Genomic DNA, 18,215 nt, shown 5'->3' with positions numbered 1-18,215 from the left:
ATCGGCGTTCATCTGCGGTTTAATTGTTAAATATGAGCTACAATCAACATAACTTCTGGACTGGATCTGAGCGCGATGCCTCCACTACTTAGCAAAACCACAGATCAGCGAATTGTTCATCATGGAATGTGGGAACGGTTTAAATTTATCCAAAAAGGCTTTGAAGGCTCCCCTAGAGTGCGACTATTTTACTATGATGGGACGATCGAGATTCTGATGCCTGGAGAAGACCACGAAACTTTGGCTCATGTTATCGGTTACTTAGTGACTACTTTTCTCGTCGAACAGGGAATTTTCTTCAAGCCCACAGGGGCAATGACGCAGGAAAGATCGGGAGTTGTCTCTGTGCAAGCAGACGAATCCTACTGCATTGGGAGTGTAAAACCAATTCCCGATTTGTCGATCGAAGTTGTCTTTACCAGTGGAGGAATCAGTAAGTTAGAGCGCTATAAAGCTTTGGGTGTTCCAGAGGTTTGGTTTTGGGAAGATGGATTACTGAAGATATATCATCTCCAAGATGGTAGCTATGAAAATAGCGATCGCAGTCAGCTACCCGGACTCAACAACCTCGATCTCGATTTGATGAAACGCTGTATTTTAATGGCGGAAACTGATGCTGGGGAAGCTATTAGAGCGTTCCGTCGAGAGATGTAGCCGATCGCAATTTAGCAAATTATGTATGACGGTAGCCGCCAATAGACGGTCAGTATTTTGATGCCATCAGTTTCTCATTAAAAAAGCAGTGCTTGGCAAATTATATCAACAGTTTTTAGATGAACAGAGCTACCCATTCAATCCCTACATTTGACTCAATGCTCTTGCCCACAATTCAGGCTCTACAAATGCTGGGTGGATCGGGAACTACTGAAGAGATTTATGACCGAGTAGCCCAGATTCTCAACTTACCTAACGAGGTGCTGGATATCCCACATGGAAACAAATCCCAGAGTGCTGTTGAGTATCGACTTGGTTGGAGTCGTACTTACTTGAAAAAATACGGGCTTTTACAAAATTCCTCACGTGGCGTGTGGTCTTTAGTTTCAACATCTATAGATTTTGATATTCTGGATGCAAAAGAAATTGTCAAGGTGGTTCGAGAGACTGACAAGAAAAAGGTGATGTCGCCAGATAATTTAAACGCAAATGTTGGAGCAGTTGAAAATTTAGAAGAAGTTGCATGGCATCAGCAGCTTCATCAAATACTGCTATCACTAGAACCTTCTGCATTTGAGCGTTTGGCACAGCGCCTACTACGTGAATCAGGCTTTATACAAGTACAGGTTACAGGTAAGTCCGCCGATGGTGGAATTGATGGTGTAGGTATTGCCCGTATTAGTGGTTTCTTGAGCTTTCATGTTCTGTTTCAGTGCAAGCGCTATCAGGGTTCGGTTACGGCGAGTCAAATTAGAGACTTCCGTGGGGCAATGCAGGGACGAACCGACAAAGGTTTATTCATTACAACTGGAACATTTACCAGAGATGCTGTCAAAGAAGCAACACGAGATGGCGCACCCCCAATAGATTTGATTGATGGTGAGCAGTTAGTTCAACGACTAAAAGAGTTGGGGCTTGGTGTCAAGATAAAAATGATTGAGTCTGTGGAAGTGGATGCTAATTGGTTTACAAAGATTTAAGCTTCTATTGTGAAGCGATCGATCTTCAGTCAATCGCAAGCAATATTTGAGCATGGGTGCAGCGATGCCTGCATACTACAGTTAGGCGATCGCTCTTTTGTTATCAAAGATTCATGGATAGACCAACAACAGCTTATTTACCGCGCCACAGATGAACCGCATCTGGGTTAATTTGCGACCTTACCTGTAGCCAATCCTCTAACAAGTAGTCATCATCAACTGCTTCAGAATGCTGTTCGTCTTTGAGAATTGCTAAGACGTGCACTCCTGACGGATAGTTGACATGGCGGATTTCTGGGTCATATCCTAAGTCTTGAATTTTTGCTAAAATGCGATCGACAGCACCGGCAACAGTCAGATCGACGGCAAGAATAATTTGACCGAGTTTAGCACCAGGTTTTACACATTCTAGAACAGCCATTACTCTTTCTCCTTGTAGTTGCGGTTTAAGATAATTGCATCATTATTTGCTATTATATAACCATGAAGTCTAATATTACTCGTGTTGTTCTATGCCTGCTTTAGACCTGTACCACAATACAGTCAAAAAATCTCTCATCAATGATGGGTGGATAATTACTCACGATCCTCTCCATCTGAAATGGGGAAAAAAAGATATGTATGTGGATCTGGGAGCAAAACAGGTACTCGCAGCAGAACGAGGAGAACAGAAAATTGCTGTGGAAGTCAAAAGCTTTGTCAGCGATTCAGAAATGCAGGACTTGAGAGAGGCGATCGGACAATTTACTATTTATCGATCTGTGCTTCAGAGAACTTATCCAGAACATACGCTTTATCTGGCTGTTCGCGATATCACCTATGAATCTCTATTTGAAGAACCGATCGGTCAATTAATGATTGAAGATGAAAAGCTCAAGCTGATTGTATTCGACCCAAATCAAGAGGCGATCGTAAAATGGATACTTTAGCTAACTTTAGAAACACGATTAAAACCGTTCTCGAACCTTACACAAAAATTCCTTACTCTCATGGCGATATAATTTGTAAAGCCGTGTTTGATGAAAAATCTGATTGTTACCTGCTAGTTACTTTAGGCTGGGATAAAGCCAAACGAATTCACGGCTGTTTGGTTCATATAGATATTATTGATGATAAGATTTGGGTACAGCGAGATGAGACAGAATACGGCGTGACAAAAGAACTTGTAGCGGCTGGAATTTCCAAGGATTCCATTGTTTTAGGTTTTCATCCCGCAGATGTCAGACCTCATACAGGTTATGCAGTTGTGTAGTTAATGAATTATTTGGCTCATCTATTCTTATCAAAAGGCACGCCAGAATCCCTGATTGGCAACCTCTTAGGAGATTTTGTCAAAGGTTCGGCTGTCAACCTTTATCCCGATGAAATTAGAAAAGGCATCGATTTGCACCGCAAAGTAGATAGCTACACCGACTCTCACCCAATAGTGCGATCGAGTAAAAGCCTTGTTTGCGCCGAGAGACGCAGGTTTGCTGGAGTTTTGATTGACGTGTTTTACGACCACTTCTTGGCTAAAAATTGGCTGGAATATTCAGAAATTCCCCTCCGCGATTTTTCTTGCCATGTGTATAAACTCCTGCAAGACAACCGCGATATATTGCCTGAATCTCTCCAGCGGCTGCTGCCAACAATAATTGCGCGCGACTTGCTTTCATCTTATCAGGACATCGCCGAAATCGGCATCACTCTTACAAGAATGTCGGCCCGAATAAAGCGGACAAATAACTTGGCAAGCGGCATAGAAGATTTGACAGCTAACTATCAGCGATTAGAATCCGATTTTCGAGATTTTTTCCCCGACTTGATAAAATACGCCACACTTGACAAATATTAATACAAACAACAAAAATTACAGTTGCTATTGATAGCGAACTCGTGTATGATTCAACCGATACCTGTATGAAATCTCAAGTGCAACAGGGTTCAAAATATGGCAACCAGAATTCCGAACCTACAAATAACTAAAGTAGTTGATGGCGACAGCATCAAAATTTCTCTCAACGGCAAAACCGAGTCTCTGCGGCTGATTTGCGTCGATACAGAAGAAAGTCATCCGGGAGGCTCCAAACCTGTAACTGCGGCGGGGAAAGCAGGTACGGAAATGGCTAAAAAATACTTTGCGACAGCAGATGGCGGACTTGCTCAAATTGACATAGAATTTGATACAGACGATTCGGTTGAAGTGGCTCTACAAAAACACCGCGACAACTACGGGCGTCTCCTCTGTTACGTACATAAAGACGGAGAAAATTACAATCTTAAACTGATTGAAGAAGGCTGGAGTCCCTACTTCGTCAAATACGGGCGCTCCAGATTGTATCACCGACAAATGACTGAGGCAGAATCGGCAGCTAAAGCTTACAATCTGATGATTTGGAATCCGATTATCAATGCCAAAATTCCCTCTCGCAACTATGCTAATTTACTGCCTTGGTGGTCGATGCGAGGCTCGATTGTTGAAGAGTTTCGGTTGTCGGAAGCAACCGCAGGAGCGCTTTCTTTGAGGTTGGACTACCCGAAAATATTAGCTGCTTCTGAAAAAGCTAAATCTATTACTATTTTCTGCGATTTGCAGGCTGGTATTAATAAATGGATCGGCGGAAGCGCTCTGATTTATGCTGGCTCAGTTTATCATAAATTAGATTTGTGGATACCGGATGCTGAAACTGATGAAAGAGCTCCATTGAAGCGGCTAATCGAGAAGCGTTATGCGGGTCTGGGACGGGGATATGTGTATGTCAGTGGGAAGGTAGAACAGTACAAAGGGAAGCCTCAAATAGTTTTGAAGGATATCAAACAACTTTCAGACTTTCCCCCACAAAAGTGAATTTTACATAAATTTAATTGCAGGACAAATGGAACGATGAAGACTGTTCTGCGGGGAAGGCTATTAAATTTTGGGCGCTTCCCTACCGCAACGGGCTCGCACGCGCGTTCGGGATAGCTTGGCTTCACGCATTTTTGAAAATTTAAGTAGCATTATGGTTGACAATCCAAAATTATTGTGTTTTTTTTATAAGGCTAAATCAATTCATACTATAATAGTATAATCGCAACTCTGTAGCTGCCAATAGCTGCGACATCCATTCAAACTCCAGAAATTTAAAAGCTATGTGCCAATTACTGGGAATGAACTGCAATGTTCCGACAGATATTTGCTTTTCTTTTGAGGGTTTTTCTGCAAGAGGTGGCAGAACAGACGTTCATCAAGACGGTTGGGGAATTGCTTTCTTTGAAGGTTTGGGATGTCGCCTTTTTATAGACTCAAAACCTGCGATTGCTTCTCCGGTGGCAGAAGTAGTGCGTCGCTATCCCATTCATTCAACTAACGTGATTGCTCACATCCGCAAAGCTACGCAAGGCGAAATTGCTCTGGAAAACTGCCACCCTTTTATTCGGGAACTTTGGGGACGTTATTGGGTGTTTGCTCACAACGGAAATCTCGAAAATTTTTATCCAGAATGTGCCGGAGTTTACAAACCCGTTGGCAAAACAGACAGCGAAAAAGCATTCTGTTTGATATTAGAAAAGCTACGCTCTAATTTTCCTCAAAGTAAGCCTGCTTTAGCGGAAATTTACCCTGTTCTGGAGGAAATTACTAAAACTTTGGCAGAACACGGAATTTTTAATTATTTACTTTCCGATGGAGAACACTTGTTCACCCACTGTTCTACTAATCTGCATTATATTGTGCGACAAGCACCTTTTGCTAGCGCTCACTCGATCGACGAAGATGTAACAGTCGATTTCCGGGAATTGACCAACGAGGGCGATCGCGTGGCTGTTATTGCCACTTTTCCGCTGACAGATAACGAAGTTTGGACGCAAATTCAGCCGGGAGAATTGCTGGTATTTCAGGATGGTTTGCCGGTCAATTCTGGACGGCTGGAGTTAAGTTACGAGACTTAAACAAATTTAAAGCCTAAACAGAGCATCGAACCTGCTAAATGACCAGCTTTCCAGCTTGATTGATGAAGCCAGATTTGTCATTGCGCTTGACAGCGGCTAAGCCTTCGGAAAAACTGCCTACAGCGGAAACTTAGGGGCGATCGCCCACTAGCCTGTTTGATTGATGTATCCGCACCCTTTTGAAGCCCTAACTGCTGCTAAACCTTCATTAAATGAGCCGGGGTTGCACAATTTGATGATGATTCTTGTGAGGTGTCTCGCCTTCAGTGAAAATACACCTGACTGGCTACCATATCCCATCCCACAAAACAATCAAAATCATGCCGCAATTATCCAAGGGCTTCTACTTTCCCCGAAGTGACAACAGAGGGATTAATTCTGTTGAACAGCCGCTAGAATTTGTCCGGCTGTCACCGTTTGCCCCTTTTCACAAAACAACTCGGCAACAGTGCCCGCCACATCAGCAGTAATAGCAATTTCCATTTTCATCGCTTCCAAAATTAACAGCCGATCGCCCTCTGCAACCGCATCTCCCACATTAACTAGCACCTGCCAAACATTGGCCGAAACGTGAGCGACAACTGCCTCACAGCCGATCGGCAAAGTAACCTCCGCCGCTGTTTCAGAACCCGCATCCGCCGAGGATTCTGTGGCAGATTCAGCCTCAAATTCCCCGGATGCGGCCCAGCGATCGCGCTCTGCATTAAATGCGGTCTGCTGCTGCGCTTTAAATTCAGCCGCACTGCCCGCAATAGAATGCAAAAACTCATTGTATTCTCTCAAATTAAAAGTGATTTTCTCAACCTTTAATTTAAACTTCCCTTCGATAAATGCTTCCCGACAGCGGTGCAATTCCTCATGAGAAACCGGATAAAATCGGATTTGGTCAAAAAAGCGCAAAAGCCAAGGTTTACCAGACTGGAAATCCGCCGTTTGTTTGAACCGATTCCACATTTGCACCGTGCGGCCGACAAATTGATAACCTCCGGGCCCTTCCATCCCGTAAACGCACAAATACGCGCCGCCAATGCCAACTGCATTTTCAGGAGTCCAAGTGCGGGCGGGATTGTATTTAGTAGTAACCAAACGGTGGCGCGGATCGAGGGGAGTTGCGACGGGCGCGCCTAAATAAACGTCTCCCAAACCCATCACTAAATAGCTAGCATTAAATACGATTTCTCTGACTTGTTCGATGCTGTCAAGCCCGTTTATGCGGCGAATAAACTCAATATTGCTGGGACACCAAGGTGCATCCGATCGCACAGACTGCATATATTTTTCAATGGCCAACAGCGTCGATTCATCTTCCCAAGATAAAGGCAAGTGCACAATTCGCGCCGGCACTTCCAAATCCTCGATCGCCGGAAGTTCCGCCTCCGCCGCAATCAGCGCCTGCATTAGCTGCTGTTGCGAAATCTGGCGGCCCTCAAAGTGAATTTGGAGCGATCGCATTCCCGGCACTAATTCGATAACACCAGGCAACGGATTTGCTTTCAACTGTTCCATCAATGCGTGCGCCCGAAAACGCAAATTTAAATCCAGCACCAACGGGCCGTATTCAACTAGAATATATTTATCCCCAGCTTGACGGTAAGTAACAGCAACCTGTCCGGGAGATTCGGGAATTTCGTGCAAAATAGGAGAAGCGGGAACTGCAGGCAATTCCTCCGCATTTTCCCCAAAAACAGGCAAGCAAAAAGTAGCAATTTGCCTATTTTGTGCTAATTCCCGCTGCAAAGCTTCAGCAAAACTCAAACAGTGAAAGCGAATGCTGTCCCCCGGTTTTAGTTGCCCGATTTTCCACAATTCCGACTGCACAATAGTAGCAGGACAGACAAAACCTCCCAAACTCGGGCCGTCAAGACCGAGAATTACAGGCATATCGCCCGTAAAATCGATCGTGCCGATCGCGTAAGCATTATCGTGAATGTTAGACGGGTGCAAACCCGCTTCTCCCCCGTCTTGACGCGCCCAGGTGGGCTTCGGGCCGATCAGCCGAATGCCCGTCCGCGTCGAGTTATAATGCACCTGCCATTCTGTAGAGAAAAACATTTCAATGTCTGACTCAGTAAAGAAATCCGGCGCGCCGTGAGGCCCGTACAAAACACCAATTTCCCAATTATTGCTGTAGGTGGGAATGAGTTCCGGAGGCAAAGATATTTCCGCTTCCAGAGTTGCAGTTTGGTTGAGTTTTAACACATCTCCCGGACGCAGCGTGCGGCCCGCGTGTCCGCCAAATTTGCCCAGTACAAAAGTTGATTTGCTGCCCAAATAATCGGGGACATTCAAGCCGTGCTTTACCGCTAAATAAGTGCGGTAGCCGCCGCCTTGAATGGCTTTTAACTTGAGGATGCTGCCAGCTTTTACGGGAATTGCCGTCCAAAACGGCACCGATTCGCCGTTTAGCGTTCCCTTCATAGTTGCACCAGTCAAACTAATAACTGTATCGGCATTAAAGCGCAGAGTTGGGCCTGTCGCTGTGAATTCTAATCCTGCTGTAGATTCGGGATTTCCTACTAAACGATTTGCAGATCGAAATGCCAGATGATCCATCGGCCCAGAAGGCGGCACGCCCACATCCCAATAGCCAATGCGCCCCGGATAATCCTGAATGCTGCTGTAGGTGCCCCCATCCAATACATCGATCGTTAAAGGTGCGTATTCAAAAGAGTTTAAAAAGCGCGTGTTCAGTTCGCCCCGGCTGAATCGGGAATCGTCCAAAATCTGGCGGAGGTAATCTAAATTAGTTTCAATTCCCGCTATTTCACTGGCATCTAAAGCAGCTTTCAGTTGAGCGAGCGCCTGGGTTCGATTATCCCCGCAAACGATTACTTTGGCTAGCAGCGGATCGTAAAAAGGAGTTACCTCAGTTCCGGTTTCTATCCAACTGTCGCAGCGGACGTTTTCGGGAAACGCAACTTGATTCAGCAACCCGGAACTCGGCTGAAAATTCTTGCCGGCATCTTCCGCATAAATTCGCACCTCAATTGAGTGTCCCTGCGGTCGATAGCGGTACTCTTCCAGGGGGAACAAATCTCCCGAAGCCTGTTTTACCATCCACTCAACGAGGTCGATGTTGTTGACAGCTTCAGTAACGCCGTGTTCGACTTGCAAGCGCGTGTTGACTTCCAAAAAATAAAACAGTTTCGCATCGACATCAAATACAAATTCAACAGTACCGGCTGACTGGTAATTTACCGCTTTTCCCAACCGCACTGCTGCACTGTACAACTGATTTCGCTGTTCGTCGGTAATAGCAGGGGCGGGGGTTTCTTCTATTACTTTTTGATTGCGCCGCTGCACCGAACAATCTCGCTCGCCCAAGGCTATGACATTGCCTTTGCCATCTCCAAAGATTTGGACTTCAATGTGTCTAGCTGTTTGAATGTATTTCTCTAAAAAAACGCCGCTTTGTTTAAAATTGCTTTGACTCAAACGCTGTACTTTTTCAAAGGCTTCTGCTAAATCTCGATCGCCAAAACAAGCCTGCAAACCGATGCCGCCTCCGCCTGCGGTACTTTTGAGCATCACCGGATAGCCGATCGCCCCAGCCGCTTTTTGGGCATCCTCCAAACTTGCTAAAAGTTCGCTTCCGGGAGTTAGCGGCACTTGATTTGCAGCGGCTATTTCCCGCGCGGTGTGCTTCAATCCAAAGCAGCGCAACTGACTCGGAGTCGGGCCGATAAATGCAATATTTTCGCTTGCACAAGCTTCGGCAAATTCAGCATTTTCGCTCAAAAAGCCGTAACCCGGATGGATAGCTTGAGCTTTTGTTTGGCGCGCAACTTCGAGAATGCGATCGAACCGCAAATAACTCTCGGCTGCGGCGGCTGCACCGATACAAACAGCTTCGGTGGCGGCGAAAACGTGTTTGGCGTGGGCATCGGCTTCCGAATATACTGCTACCGAAGCAATTTGGAGGCGATCGAGGGTGCGGATAATTCGGCAGGCAATTTCACCGCGATTTGCAATCAAAACTTTGTTAAACATTTAGGTAATTGGGAATTGGGAATTGCTAATGGCAGGGGTTCAGAAACCGGGTTTTTTCCTAAATCTTGGTGAGGATACAAAAATCATCGCAGAAACCCGGTTTCTTGGACTTGGGGCAGGGGCTCAGAAACCGGGTTTCTTCCTAAATCTGGGTGAGGATGCCAAAATCATCGCAGAAACCCGGTTTCTTGGACTTGGGGCAGGGGCTCAGAAACCGGGTTTTTAACCAAAATAATTGCTTAAAACTTTCAATCTCGGTTAAAAACCCGGTTTCTTTATTCGGAGTGCGTAAGTCCTAATAATTAGATATTTTCAGATTACACAGAATCCCAAACAATCAACTGAATCGGCGTAGGATTGTAAGCATTGCAAGGATTGTTCATTTGCGGGCAATTAGAAATAGCAACCAGCGCGTTCATTTCGGCTCGCAAATCAACTGTACTTCCCGGATCGGAGATGCCGTCAACAATTTCAAGCGTGCCATCTTCGCTAACCGGAACATTCATAAAGAAGTTGATATTGCTGACTAAATCTCGCTTCCCCAAACCGTAGGGAAGAATTGCGGCGATGAAATTTTCTACACAGGCGTGCTGGTATTTTTTATCGAGTCCAAACCGCACCGAATTGCTCTCGCAGCTACAGGCGCCGCCGGAGGTATCGTGCCGCCCGCAGGAGTCCGCAATTATGGTCATAATGGCTCGCCCTTCATTAGAAATGAGTTGGCTGTTTGTAGTGACAAAGATGTTGCCTTGATTGACGATCGTATCGGGGGCGCTGTAGCGTTCGGAAGGGTCATCGGCATTGTAAACTAAAAAATCTACTGCTTGATTTCCGCCTAAATCTACAATACGAAGAATCTCTCCTTTTTTGATGACGCGAGACCAGGGATGTCTGGCCGGTAAGACTTCGTTATAAATGGCAGTTTTTGGATCGAGAATTTGTTGAGTAGTTGCAGTCATGGTTCACTTTTTGTGATGGAATTGCAGAATTTTTTACCGCCGATTGATGCGGACAAGATTGAGTGCTGGAATCGCGTCTATTGCACGAACAAAGCATCGGTGTTGATGAAGCCGCGCACGACTTCCTGGTTGGCGGTGCGGCACAAGTCGTCTGGTGCGGGTGCGGGGGATTTCACAATCTGAATTTGGATGGGTTTTGGATCGTAAATTGAACCCGGATGCAGGATGTGGGGACAGTTAGAGATAATGGTCAATACGTTCATTTCTGCTCGCAAATCGATAAAACTACCCGGTTTCTCGCAGCCTTCGCGAAACTCCATCGTGCCGTCTGGTTTGACGGCAATGCGAGTAAATAAGTTGAGGTTGGGCATGATATCTTTTTTGCCCAATCCCCACCGAGTTAGGGCTTTGAGGAAGTTGTCGCGGGAGTTTTTCCAGTCTCCTTCGCCGTATTTTTTGGCATTGCTAATGGCGTTGCTGCATCCTCCTAGCAAATCGTGACAGCCGGAGGTGTCTTGGGTGATAGAAAATAGGATGCGCCCCATGTCTGTGTAAAGCACCATGCCTTGTTTGAGAAAGGCGTTGAATTGAATTTTGGCGGTGTCTGCTGCGTTGAAACGTTCGATCGCATTGTCGGCGTTGTAGCACAGCATGGAAACGCCGCGAGAGCCTTCTAAATCGGTGATTCGCAGGGTGTTTCCCCGCTTGATGACCCCCGACCAGTACGCGCCGCCGGGTACGGTTTCTTCGACTAATACTAGGCTTGAATCAATTTCTGAGTTTGTGTCGATCGATGATAGTTGCACCATAAGTTCCTCTTGATGTATTTGGGTAGGTCAGCGAAATAAAACAATAGTATTTTGTAGCGGCACAACCCGCCCTCTCCCAAAGTAATATTTATTTCCACTGATATTTTGCACCATTCTCAAGAACGGGCTCTTCGGCCCGTTCCACAAAACTCAATTTTATTGTAGAACGGGCCGAAGAGCCCGTTCCTAAATAGGTAATTGACAATGGTGCAAGATGTTAAGTTTCCACTTAGTTAGGTTTGCCGTTGTACTGTTGGCGCGGGTGCAAAAAGTGCAACTACAAACCTATTTCTATTTAAGCAGCCATTGCAACTGCTTCCTGTCCGTGTTTCCGCATCAAATCCATGAGTTCGTCGCGGTAATCGTGGAATTTGGCGTGGCGTTTAATGCTGGGAGTGCGATCGGGCAAATTAATCGACATTTCCTTTCTCACTGTACCTGGACGAGCGCCCAAAGCATAAATCCGATTGGAAAGAAACACCGCTTCTTCGACATCGTGGGTAATCATAAAGATTGTAATCTGAGTGCGGCGCCACAAATCGAGCATAAATTCGTGCATCGATTCTTTGGTGTGGATGTCCAAGGCGCCGAAAGGTTCATCCATTAATAATACTTTAGGTTCAGAAGCGAGGGCGCGGGCGATCGCCACCCGCTGTTTCATCCCGCCCGACAATTCCTTCGGCAGCGACGAAGCAAACTGCGTCAATCCTACCACATTCAAATAATAGCTCGCTTGTTCGCGTCGCTTTTTCTTGGAAACGCCTTGAAGTTTGAGGCCAAACTCGGCATTTTCCTGCACGTTCATCCAAGGATAAAGAGTGTAATGCTGAAATACCATACCTCGATCTGGCCCAGGCGAAACAACTTCCTTGCCGTCAATTTTCACTTCCCCTGTTGTCGGCTTGTCCAATCCCGCAATCTGCCTCAAAAGAGTAGATTTGCCCGAACCCGATGCGCCTACCGCGCAGATAAATTCGCCTTGCTTGATGCTCATATTGATGTCCTTGAGGACAACTAATTTACCTTTTTTCGTTTCAAAGTTTTTGTGCAGATTGTTGATTTGTAGAAACATGAGTTTATCCTCTGTATTGTAAGTAAAAACTGAATTTGTTTATTCCCAAAGCTTATCAAGCTTAGCAATCAAAACGATAGGTATCGAGTCTTTCAATCTTAGGTTGATAGGGCTGCGTTCTTCCATCTTCCTGACATCCGTTACATCCGTTACATAATCCGTTGCCGAACTTCCTTCTTCCTTCAACATCTGCTTACTGTTTCTGACTTGACCATTTACAAGAAACCCGCAGCAGATATTGAAAAAGCAAGTCAAAAGTCAGTCCGATCGCCCCAATGACAATCAGCCCCACAAAAATTTCATCGGTTCGCAGAAATCGACCGGCGACGCTGATCCGGCGGCCTAAGCCTTCGGTGGCGGCAATCAATTCCGAGACGATTACCAATTGCCAAGCCGCAGCTAAGTTGATGCGGCTAGCATCAAGAATTCCCGGCAAAACGTGGGGAAAAATAACTTGAGTTAGGATTTCCCAGCGATTCCCACCCAACATATAAGTAGATTCGATCAAGTCTTTTGGAACAAACTTGACTGTATCCATCACCATCAGCGAATTGAAGAAAAAGACGCCGATAAATATCAGCATTATTTTGGGTTCTTCGCCGATTCCCAAGTAGAGAATTAGCAAGGGAATGAATGCTGGTGCGGGCATATATCGCATCAAGCCGAACATGGGTTCCAGCAAGGCGCGAATACTGGGAAAGCTGCCCATCAGCACGCCAATTGGTATGGAAAAAACCAAGGCGAACAGAAAGCCCACTCCCACCCGCCACAAACTCGCTACTGTGTCTTTCAAAAGTTCGCGAGTGTTCCACAGCCGACCAAATGCCTCTAAAACTTTGCCGGGGGAAGGCAAAAATTTGGGGTCTACGTTGGCGAAGGTTGTTACTAGCCACCACAGCAGCAGCGGCAGTGCGATCGATGTTACCGTTAACCCAATATTGAGGGGTTGTGGTATCTCTTCCGCAATCCGCCAGAAAACGGTGGGATTTAGGCTTTTTTGCTTGAGGTGGGATTGGATCGATCGCGGTTCGGGATTTGGTGGCATGATTTAATTGCAGAATGGTTGAGCGAGTAATTTGAGTAGCTTTGGGAAATTTTTTAAAGGAATATTTGTGAAACTTTATTGTGTCTGCCCAATCGTAAATTCTGCATTCTAGCTTTTACCTTCTGAATAAGCTTTTATAAAACGATCATCAAATAATGTGCTGATATCGGGTTGGCTTTTTGCTAAATTTACATCGACGAGAAATTTAGTCATTTCAGCCGCTGCAAACTGCAATGATGTCATGTCATTTCCCGGTTGAAAGGCTTTCAAGTTTTCCTCGATCGTAAATATCTTAGTGCCGTTTTCATATTCTTTGTATTCGTCAACGCTAACTCCGGCGCGGTTGGCGAGAATCTCGTAAGATTTCTCTTTATTTGATTTCATGTATTCCAATGTTGCAAACCATGAATTGACCAGGGCTTGCACTCGATCGGGGTGTTCGCCAATAAACTTTCGCGTGAATACCAAGTGGTCGGAAATCGCCCCCGGAAAATCTTTGGAACTAAACAGTTCCTTGCTGTTCGCTCGTTTTAATGCTTGCGTGGTAAATGGCGCAAATACTGCCACCGCATCGACTTGCCCTCCGACGAAAGCCGCCGCAGCTTTGCCGGTTTCCAGCGGTACAAATTGAATGTCTTGCACTGATAAACCTGCTCTTCTCAGCCCTAACAGCAATAGAAAGTGATCGACAGTACCCTCCTCTGCGGCAACTTTTTTGCCTTTCAAATCGGCAACGGAATTGATGCCTTCGGCGACAATCACTTTGTCATTTCCCGTCGAGTTGTCGTTGACTAAAACAATTACTTGGTCGGCGCCGCCTGATATAGAGTTTACGGTATCGCCGAGGGTTTGGCTGTTAGCATCTATCTGTCCTGCTGTGAGGGTGCTGATCGATTCTAAGTAGCCGTCAAACCATTTTAAGTCTACAGGAACATTGTTGGCTTCAAATATCTTTTGTTCTTTGGCAATTTGCCAAGGAAACCAGCCGGGCCACGCGCTGAATCCGAGGCGAACTGCGTTAGCACTTACTGAAGAAGCTGCTTCGGTTTCTGTGGTTGTTTTGATATAAATTGCCGGGTTGACGCAGCCGACAGCGAAAAGCAAGGTGATGAAAAATATGGCGCAGTAGGATAAGGGCGAGCGCGTTATTTTTGGGGAGCAATATCGGATATTCATAGCATATTCTGGTTGCTGGTTAGAGGTGAATATGTCGATCGAGCTTTTGCACCTTCTTTGGCTTCCTTAGCTGCTGCAAACCCCCTTGATATACAAGGATAAAGCCCGAGAGCTAACGAACCGAGTCTTGCTGACCGATCGCGTTTCTCCCGGGCTTTTATCCCGCCGTGTAACTGGCTAGTGTTTCCCTCAAATTAATCAAATATTGGGAGAACCAGTCTGCTTCTCTCGGACCAGCACTTGAACTTTCTAAGCTGAGTTAGAAACTAATTCAAATCGGAACCCTAGAAGCGGTTAAATTTTTTCGGTTTTTGTCTGTATAAGTCCTGTTTGCAACCCAAGGAGTTATTCGAGACTGTTAGTAACAGCAATGCACTTAGCTTTTTTAAAAGTCAGCACAATGTAGCGTGCAATTTTACTAGATTGCTACGTTTCAAACGGTAACAGCAAACTTGATGCGAAAATGTGTAAGATGTTACAAAAAACAGTTTTTTTGGGAGTTGTTAATTAAACTTTTTGGAAGATTAAAGCGGGCGATGAGAGGGGGCGATGGGAAATCGCGAAGTTTACACACACAAAGACGAAGCCCGCAAGGCCAGAATTGAAGATTTTTCAAGAAATACTTCGATCGCCCCAGACTAGATGCGGAGGCGATCGACAATGCGGTAAACTAAAATTCTATTTGTTGTAATAACGATCGCCTAACACAGCCTGTGAAGTCAAATCCGTTAGCATTGGAATTATTCATCTCTCTGGGATCTCCCTCTGCGTTCTCTGCGTTCTCTGCGGTTAAATCATCCTCATATAACCAGAAATGATATGAAGTCATTTCTTCAATCTAAAATCTAAAATCTAAAATCTAAAATCGACTGACGGTGCACTATGGAAAAATTTAACCACAGCAACAGTCTAGACATTCATTCGCTGCTCGATCGCTACCGCACCGGCTCGATCGCGCCTGCAGATACGATCGCCAGCGTGTACGATCGGATCGAACGCTATGCAGATCCGGCAGTATGGATTTATTTAGCACCGCTGGCGGAAACCCTCGAACGCGCCAAAGCCTTGGAAAACCTAGACCCGCAAAAATTGCCGCTCTACGGGATACCTTTTGCGATCAAAGATAATCTCGATTGGGCGGGCGTTCCGACTACGGCGGGATGTCCGCAGTTTGCTCGCACTCCAGCGCGATCGTCCGCAGTCGTAGAGCGCCTGTGCGCGGCAGGTGCGATCGCGATCGGCAAAACAAACATGGATCAGTTTGCCACAGGATTAGTCGGAACCCGCACGCCTTATGGAGTTTGTCGCAATCCCTTCGATCGGCGCTACATTCCGGGCGGATCGAGTTCCGGTTCCGCCGCAGCAGTCTCCGCCGGATTGGTGAGTTTTGCTCTGGGTACCGATACCGCAGGATCGGGGCGGGTTCCCGCTGCTTTTACCAACATTGTCGGGCTGAAGCCAAGTTGCGGCTCGATCGGCACTCGCGGCCTGCTGCCAGCGGTGCGATCGCTCGATTGCGTTTCTGTGTTCGCTCTCACCTGTGCGGATGTGGCCTCGGTGCTGCAAGCAGCCAGCGGTTTTGACGCTGAGGATGCGTTTTCTCGCCGCCCTGAAACGAAAGTTTTGCCGGATTTATCCAGCTTGCGGGTGGGAGTTCCCGCAGACGGCGAACTCGAATTTTTCGGGAATGCAGAAGCCGAACAGCGCTACCGAGAGGCGATCGCGCGCTTGCAATCTTTGGGCTGCACGATCGCACCTATTGACTTCAAACCCTTTGCGGATGCTGCCGAACTGCTCTACGGCGGGCCTTGGGTAGCAGAAAGGCTGGCGGCGATCGGCGATTTCCTCGACGCGCACCCAGATGCGATCGATCCGATCGTCTACGAAATTATCAGCGGCGGCAAACGCTACGATGCCGTCTCTGCCTACCGCGCGTCCTACCGGTTAGCCGAACTCCGCCAGAAGGCAGAAATTCAGTGGCAGTCAATGGATGTGTTGGCGGTGCCGACGACAGGTACGATTTATACTGTCGCAGAAGTTGCAGCCGAGCCGATCGCGCTCAACACCAATCTCGGGCGCTACACGAACTTTGCGAATTTGCTCGATTTGTGCGCGATCGCAGTTCCCAGCGGGTTTCAAAGCAGCGGATTGCCTGCAGGATTAACACTGATGGCTCCTGCGTGGCACGATCTATCGCTCTGCAGCCTGGGATCTGCTTTCCACGCTAGCTTGGGGGGAACTATGGGCGCAACCGGCCTACCGCTGCCAACCGTCCCGGAACCCGCTATCGCCGCCAAATCTTCCTCAGAAGAACGAGTCAAAATAGCCGTGGTTGGCGCTCATTTAAGCGGTGAGCCGCTGAATTATCAACTAATCGAGCTCGGAGGCGTTTTAGTTCGCGCCTGCCGTACCAGCCCGATTTACAAGCTGTATGCTTTGACGGGTACTGCTCTGGGCAAGCCGGGATTGGTGCGTCAGATAGAGGGCGGTAGCGCGATCGAGGTGGAAGTTTGGGAGTTGTCGATCGCGGCTTTCGGCGGATTTGTCGCTAAAATTCCCCCGCCCTTGGGAATTGGTACGCTGGTGTTGGAGGACGGCTCGACGGTGCAGGGCTTTTTGTGCGAACCTTATGCTGTGGCGGATGCGATCGATATTTCTGATCTGGGCGGTTGGCGTGCTTATAACTTCCGCTTTTAAGTTAAGTTAGAATTGCAAATTTCTACCCATCTTCAGAATCATGCCATCAGCAGTGCCACTTGTACCAATTCCCATCACAACCCCAACCCCCACTGGCGGTAGCGGTACCAGTCCCGGAGGGGCCGCTGGCGGCACTCGCGGCACCAGCGGCCCCGACTCTCTCAGGGGTACTGCGGGCGCTAACTTGATATTTGGTTTGGGTGGGCCTGACAGCATTTTGGGCTTAGGCGCAGACGATTCCCTCTACGGCGGCGACGGCGATGACTCACTGCTGGGCGACGTTGGCAATGACCGACTGTTCGGCGGTGCCGGCCGTGACAGCGTTTTGGGCGGCGCCGGCGACGATACTTTCTACGGCGGCAAAGGTTCTGACTCAATGCTGGGCGACGAGGGTAATGATTTGCTATTTGGCAACCAAGACACCGATACTTTGTTGGGCGGCGCGGGTAATGACACGTTTTTTGGGGGTGCCGGCGATGACTCGCTGTTTGGTGGCATCGGCGATGACTGTTTATCGGGCGATCGCGGCCGAGATACTTTAACTGGTGGCGCCGGAAACGATACTTTTGCGATCGGGCGTTTCGCAGACGGGGATGTGATTACAGATTTTACTGATGGTACGGATCGAATTCGCTTGGCTGCCGGCCTTACTTTTGGCGAACTCACCATTTCCGCTGGAACCGGAACTTCGCCGAGTACAATTATTCAGCTTACAAGCACCAAGGAAACTCTGGCTACTTTATTCGGAGTTACCCGCACTTCAATCACTCAGGCAGACTTTATTCTTTAATTGGGAATTGTTGACGGTTGACTGTTGGCGGTTGACTGTTGACTGTTGACTGTTGACTGTTGACTGTTGACTGATACAAAATCCGGGTTGGCTAACCATTTTATGAGACTCGGTGCTTGAAACCGCTTTTGACC

16 protein-coding genes, 1 pseudogene and 1 riboswitch are annotated in these 18,215 nt (G+C 47.1%); of the genes and pseudogenes, 9 read left to right on the top strand and 8 right to left on the bottom strand.

Going from position 1 to position 18,215, the window contains the following annotated elements; translation table 11 throughout:
- The first annotated feature begins 75 nt into the window (after positions 1 to 75).
- Positions 76 to 654, top strand: a complete 579-nt coding sequence (locus QUB11_RS08455; protein WP_333202096.1) for a Uma2 family endonuclease — start codon at positions 76 to 78, stop codon at positions 652 to 654.
- A 119-nt stretch (positions 655 to 773) separates the two neighbouring features.
- Positions 774 to 1,634 carry a restriction endonuclease gene (locus QUB11_RS08450; protein WP_333202094.1) on the top strand — a complete coding sequence of 287 codons (861 nt, stop codon included), beginning with the start codon at positions 774 to 776 and terminating at the stop codon, positions 1,632 to 1,634.
- Positions 1,635 to 1,767: 133 nt separating this feature from the next.
- Here the strand turns inward: QUB11_RS08450 and QUB11_RS08445 are convergent, their stop codons facing one another.
- The gene (locus QUB11_RS08445; protein WP_333202092.1) at positions 1,768 to 2,055 is read right to left on the bottom strand and encodes a hypothetical protein; all 288 of its coding nucleotides are present in this window, start codon (positions 2,053 to 2,055) and stop codon (positions 1,768 to 1,770) included.
- Positions 2,056 to 2,146: 91 nt separating this feature from the next.
- Here QUB11_RS08445 and QUB11_RS08440 point away from each other — a divergent pair, with 91 nt between their 5' ends.
- The 5 genes from QUB11_RS08440 (at position 2,147) to QUB11_RS08420 (ending at position 5,543) form a co-directional block, all read left to right on the top strand.
- Positions 2,147 to 2,563 carry an element excision factor XisH family protein gene (locus tag QUB11_RS08440; protein ID WP_333202090.1) on the top strand — a complete coding sequence of 139 codons (417 nt, stop codon included), beginning with the start codon at positions 2,147 to 2,149 and terminating at the stop codon, positions 2,561 to 2,563.
- Positions 2,551 to 2,886: a XisI protein gene (locus tag QUB11_RS08435; RefSeq protein WP_333202089.1), complete on the top strand. Its 336-nt coding sequence runs from the start codon at positions 2,551 to 2,553 to the stop codon at positions 2,884 to 2,886. Before QUB11_RS08440 ends, QUB11_RS08435 begins: the two co-directional genes overlap by 13 nt.
- Positions 2,887 to 2,889: 3 nt before the next feature.
- The gene (locus QUB11_RS08430) at positions 2,890 to 3,468 is read left to right on the top strand and encodes an ACP phosphodiesterase (protein ID WP_333202087.1); all 579 of its coding nucleotides are present in this window, start codon (positions 2,890 to 2,892) and stop codon (positions 3,466 to 3,468) included.
- Positions 3,469 to 3,564: 96 nt separating this feature from the next.
- Positions 3,565 to 4,461 carry a thermonuclease family protein gene (locus QUB11_RS08425; RefSeq protein ID WP_333202085.1) on the top strand — a complete coding sequence of 299 codons (897 nt, stop codon included), beginning with the start codon at positions 3,565 to 3,567 and terminating at the stop codon, positions 4,459 to 4,461.
- Between the two features lie 284 nt (positions 4,462 to 4,745).
- Positions 4,746 to 5,543 carry a class II glutamine amidotransferase gene (locus QUB11_RS08420; RefSeq protein WP_333202083.1) on the top strand — a complete coding sequence of 266 codons (798 nt, stop codon included), beginning with the start codon at positions 4,746 to 4,748 and terminating at the stop codon, positions 5,541 to 5,543.
- Between the two features lie 34 nt (positions 5,544 to 5,577).
- Here QUB11_RS08420 and QUB11_RS31250 read toward each other — a convergent pair.
- The 7 genes and pseudogenes from QUB11_RS31250 to QUB11_RS08390 all read right to left on the bottom strand — a co-directional run.
- Positions 5,578 to 5,664 (bottom strand): annotated as a pseudogene (locus tag QUB11_RS31250) (WG repeat-containing protein); the annotation flags it as partial.
- A gap of 251 nt (positions 5,665 to 5,915) precedes the next feature.
- Entirely contained in the window at positions 5,916 to 9,533 is a 3,618-nt protein-coding gene (gene uca, locus QUB11_RS08415) for an urea carboxylase (RefSeq protein ID WP_333202081.1), read from the bottom strand.
- Between the two features lie 317 nt (positions 9,534 to 9,850).
- The gene (locus tag QUB11_RS08410; RefSeq protein ID WP_333202079.1) at positions 9,851 to 10,492 is read right to left on the bottom strand and encodes an urea amidolyase associated protein UAAP2; all 642 of its coding nucleotides are present in this window, start codon (positions 10,490 to 10,492) and stop codon (positions 9,851 to 9,853) included.
- A gap of 77 nt (positions 10,493 to 10,569) precedes the next feature.
- A complete protein-coding gene (locus tag QUB11_RS08405; RefSeq protein ID WP_333202077.1) occupies positions 10,570 to 11,301 on the bottom strand; it encodes an urea amidolyase associated protein UAAP1 in 732 nt (243 codons plus the stop codon).
- Between the two features lie 295 nt (positions 11,302 to 11,596).
- Positions 11,597 to 12,373, bottom strand: a complete 777-nt coding sequence (locus QUB11_RS08400; RefSeq protein ID WP_333081668.1) for an ABC transporter ATP-binding protein — start codon at positions 12,371 to 12,373, stop codon at positions 11,597 to 11,599.
- A 193-nt stretch (positions 12,374 to 12,566) separates the two neighbouring features.
- The gene (locus tag QUB11_RS08395) at positions 12,567 to 13,418 is read right to left on the bottom strand and encodes an ABC transporter permease (RefSeq protein WP_172186088.1); all 852 of its coding nucleotides are present in this window, start codon (positions 13,416 to 13,418) and stop codon (positions 12,567 to 12,569) included.
- 108 nt (positions 13,419 to 13,526) lie between these two features.
- Positions 13,527 to 14,594 (bottom strand): ABC transporter substrate-binding protein, encoded by a 1,068-nt coding sequence (locus QUB11_RS08390; protein WP_333202073.1) that lies wholly within the window; start codon positions 14,592 to 14,594, stop codon positions 13,527 to 13,529.
- Between the two features lie 144 nt (positions 14,595 to 14,738).
- Positions 14,739 to 14,893, bottom strand: a riboswitch (guanidine-I (ykkC/yxkD leader).
- Positions 14,894 to 15,476: 583 nt separating this feature from the next.
- Between QUB11_RS08390 and atzF the strand changes: the two genes are divergently transcribed.
- Together atzF and QUB11_RS08380 are read left to right on the top strand one after the other, a co-directional pair.
- Positions 15,477 to 17,291: an allophanate hydrolase gene (atzF, locus tag QUB11_RS08385; RefSeq protein ID WP_333206897.1), complete on the top strand. Its 1,815-nt coding sequence runs from the start codon at positions 15,477 to 15,479 to the stop codon at positions 17,289 to 17,291.
- Positions 17,292 to 17,331: 40 nt separating this feature from the next.
- Positions 17,332 to 18,081 carry a calcium-binding protein gene (locus QUB11_RS08380; protein ID WP_333206896.1) on the top strand — a complete coding sequence of 250 codons (750 nt, stop codon included), beginning with the start codon at positions 17,332 to 17,334 and terminating at the stop codon, positions 18,079 to 18,081.
- Positions 18,082 to 18,215: the final 134 nt, after the last annotated feature.

The sequence above is a fragment of the Microcoleus sp. B6-A1 genome (genome assembly GCF_036705085.1).
In the GTDB taxonomy this organism is placed as follows: Bacteria; Cyanobacteriota; Cyanobacteriia; order Cyanobacteriales; family Microcoleaceae; genus Microcoleus.
The sequence above is the reverse complement of the archived record's forward strand: the minus strand, read 5'-3'. Positions and strand labels throughout refer to the sequence as shown.

Bases quoted from the DNA above. Each gene is read 5' to 3' on its own strand.
- QUB11_RS08395 (WP_172186088.1), bottom strand. From the start codon at position 13,418: ATGCCACCAAATCCCGAACCGCGATCGATCCAATCCCACCTCAAGCAA.
- uca (WP_333202081.1), bottom strand. From the start codon at position 9,533: ATGTTTAACAAAGTTTTGATTGCAAATCGCGGTGAAATTGCCTGCCGA.
- QUB11_RS08425 (WP_333202085.1), top strand. From the start codon at position 3,565: ATGGCAACCAGAATTCCGAACCTACAAATAACTAAAGTAGTTGATGGC.
- atzF (WP_333206897.1), top strand. From the start codon at position 15,477: ATGGAAAAATTTAACCACAGCAACAGTCTAGACATTCATTCGCTGCTC.
- QUB11_RS08440 (WP_333202090.1), top strand. From the start codon at position 2,147: ATGCCTGCTTTAGACCTGTACCACAATACAGTCAAAAAATCTCTCATC.
- QUB11_RS08410 (WP_333202079.1), bottom strand. From the start codon at position 10,492: ATGACTGCAACTACTCAACAAATTCTCGATCCAAAAACTGCCATTTAT.
- QUB11_RS08405 (WP_333202077.1), bottom strand. From the start codon at position 11,301: ATGGTGCAACTATCATCGATCGACACAAACTCAGAAATTGATTCAAGC.
- QUB11_RS08435 (WP_333202089.1), top strand. From the start codon at position 2,551: ATGGATACTTTAGCTAACTTTAGAAACACGATTAAAACCGTTCTCGAA.
- QUB11_RS08445 (WP_333202092.1), bottom strand. From the start codon at position 2,055: ATGGCTGTTCTAGAATGTGTAAAACCTGGTGCTAAACTCGGTCAAATT.
- QUB11_RS08380 (WP_333206896.1), top strand. From the start codon at position 17,332: ATGCCATCAGCAGTGCCACTTGTACCAATTCCCATCACAACCCCAACC.
- QUB11_RS08400 (WP_333081668.1), bottom strand. From the start codon at position 12,373: ATGTTTCTACAAATCAACAATCTGCACAAAAACTTTGAAACGAAAAAA.
- QUB11_RS08420 (WP_333202083.1), top strand. From the start codon at position 4,746: ATGTGCCAATTACTGGGAATGAACTGCAATGTTCCGACAGATATTTGC.
- QUB11_RS08455 (WP_333202096.1), top strand. From the start codon at position 76: ATGCCTCCACTACTTAGCAAAACCACAGATCAGCGAATTGTTCATCAT.
- QUB11_RS08450 (WP_333202094.1), top strand. From the start codon at position 774: ATGAACAGAGCTACCCATTCAATCCCTACATTTGACTCAATGCTCTTG.
- QUB11_RS08390 (WP_333202073.1), bottom strand. From the start codon at position 14,594: ATGAATATCCGATATTGCTCCCCAAAAATAACGCGCTCGCCCTTATCC.
- QUB11_RS08430 (WP_333202087.1), top strand. From the start codon at position 2,890: ATGAATTATTTGGCTCATCTATTCTTATCAAAAGGCACGCCAGAATCC.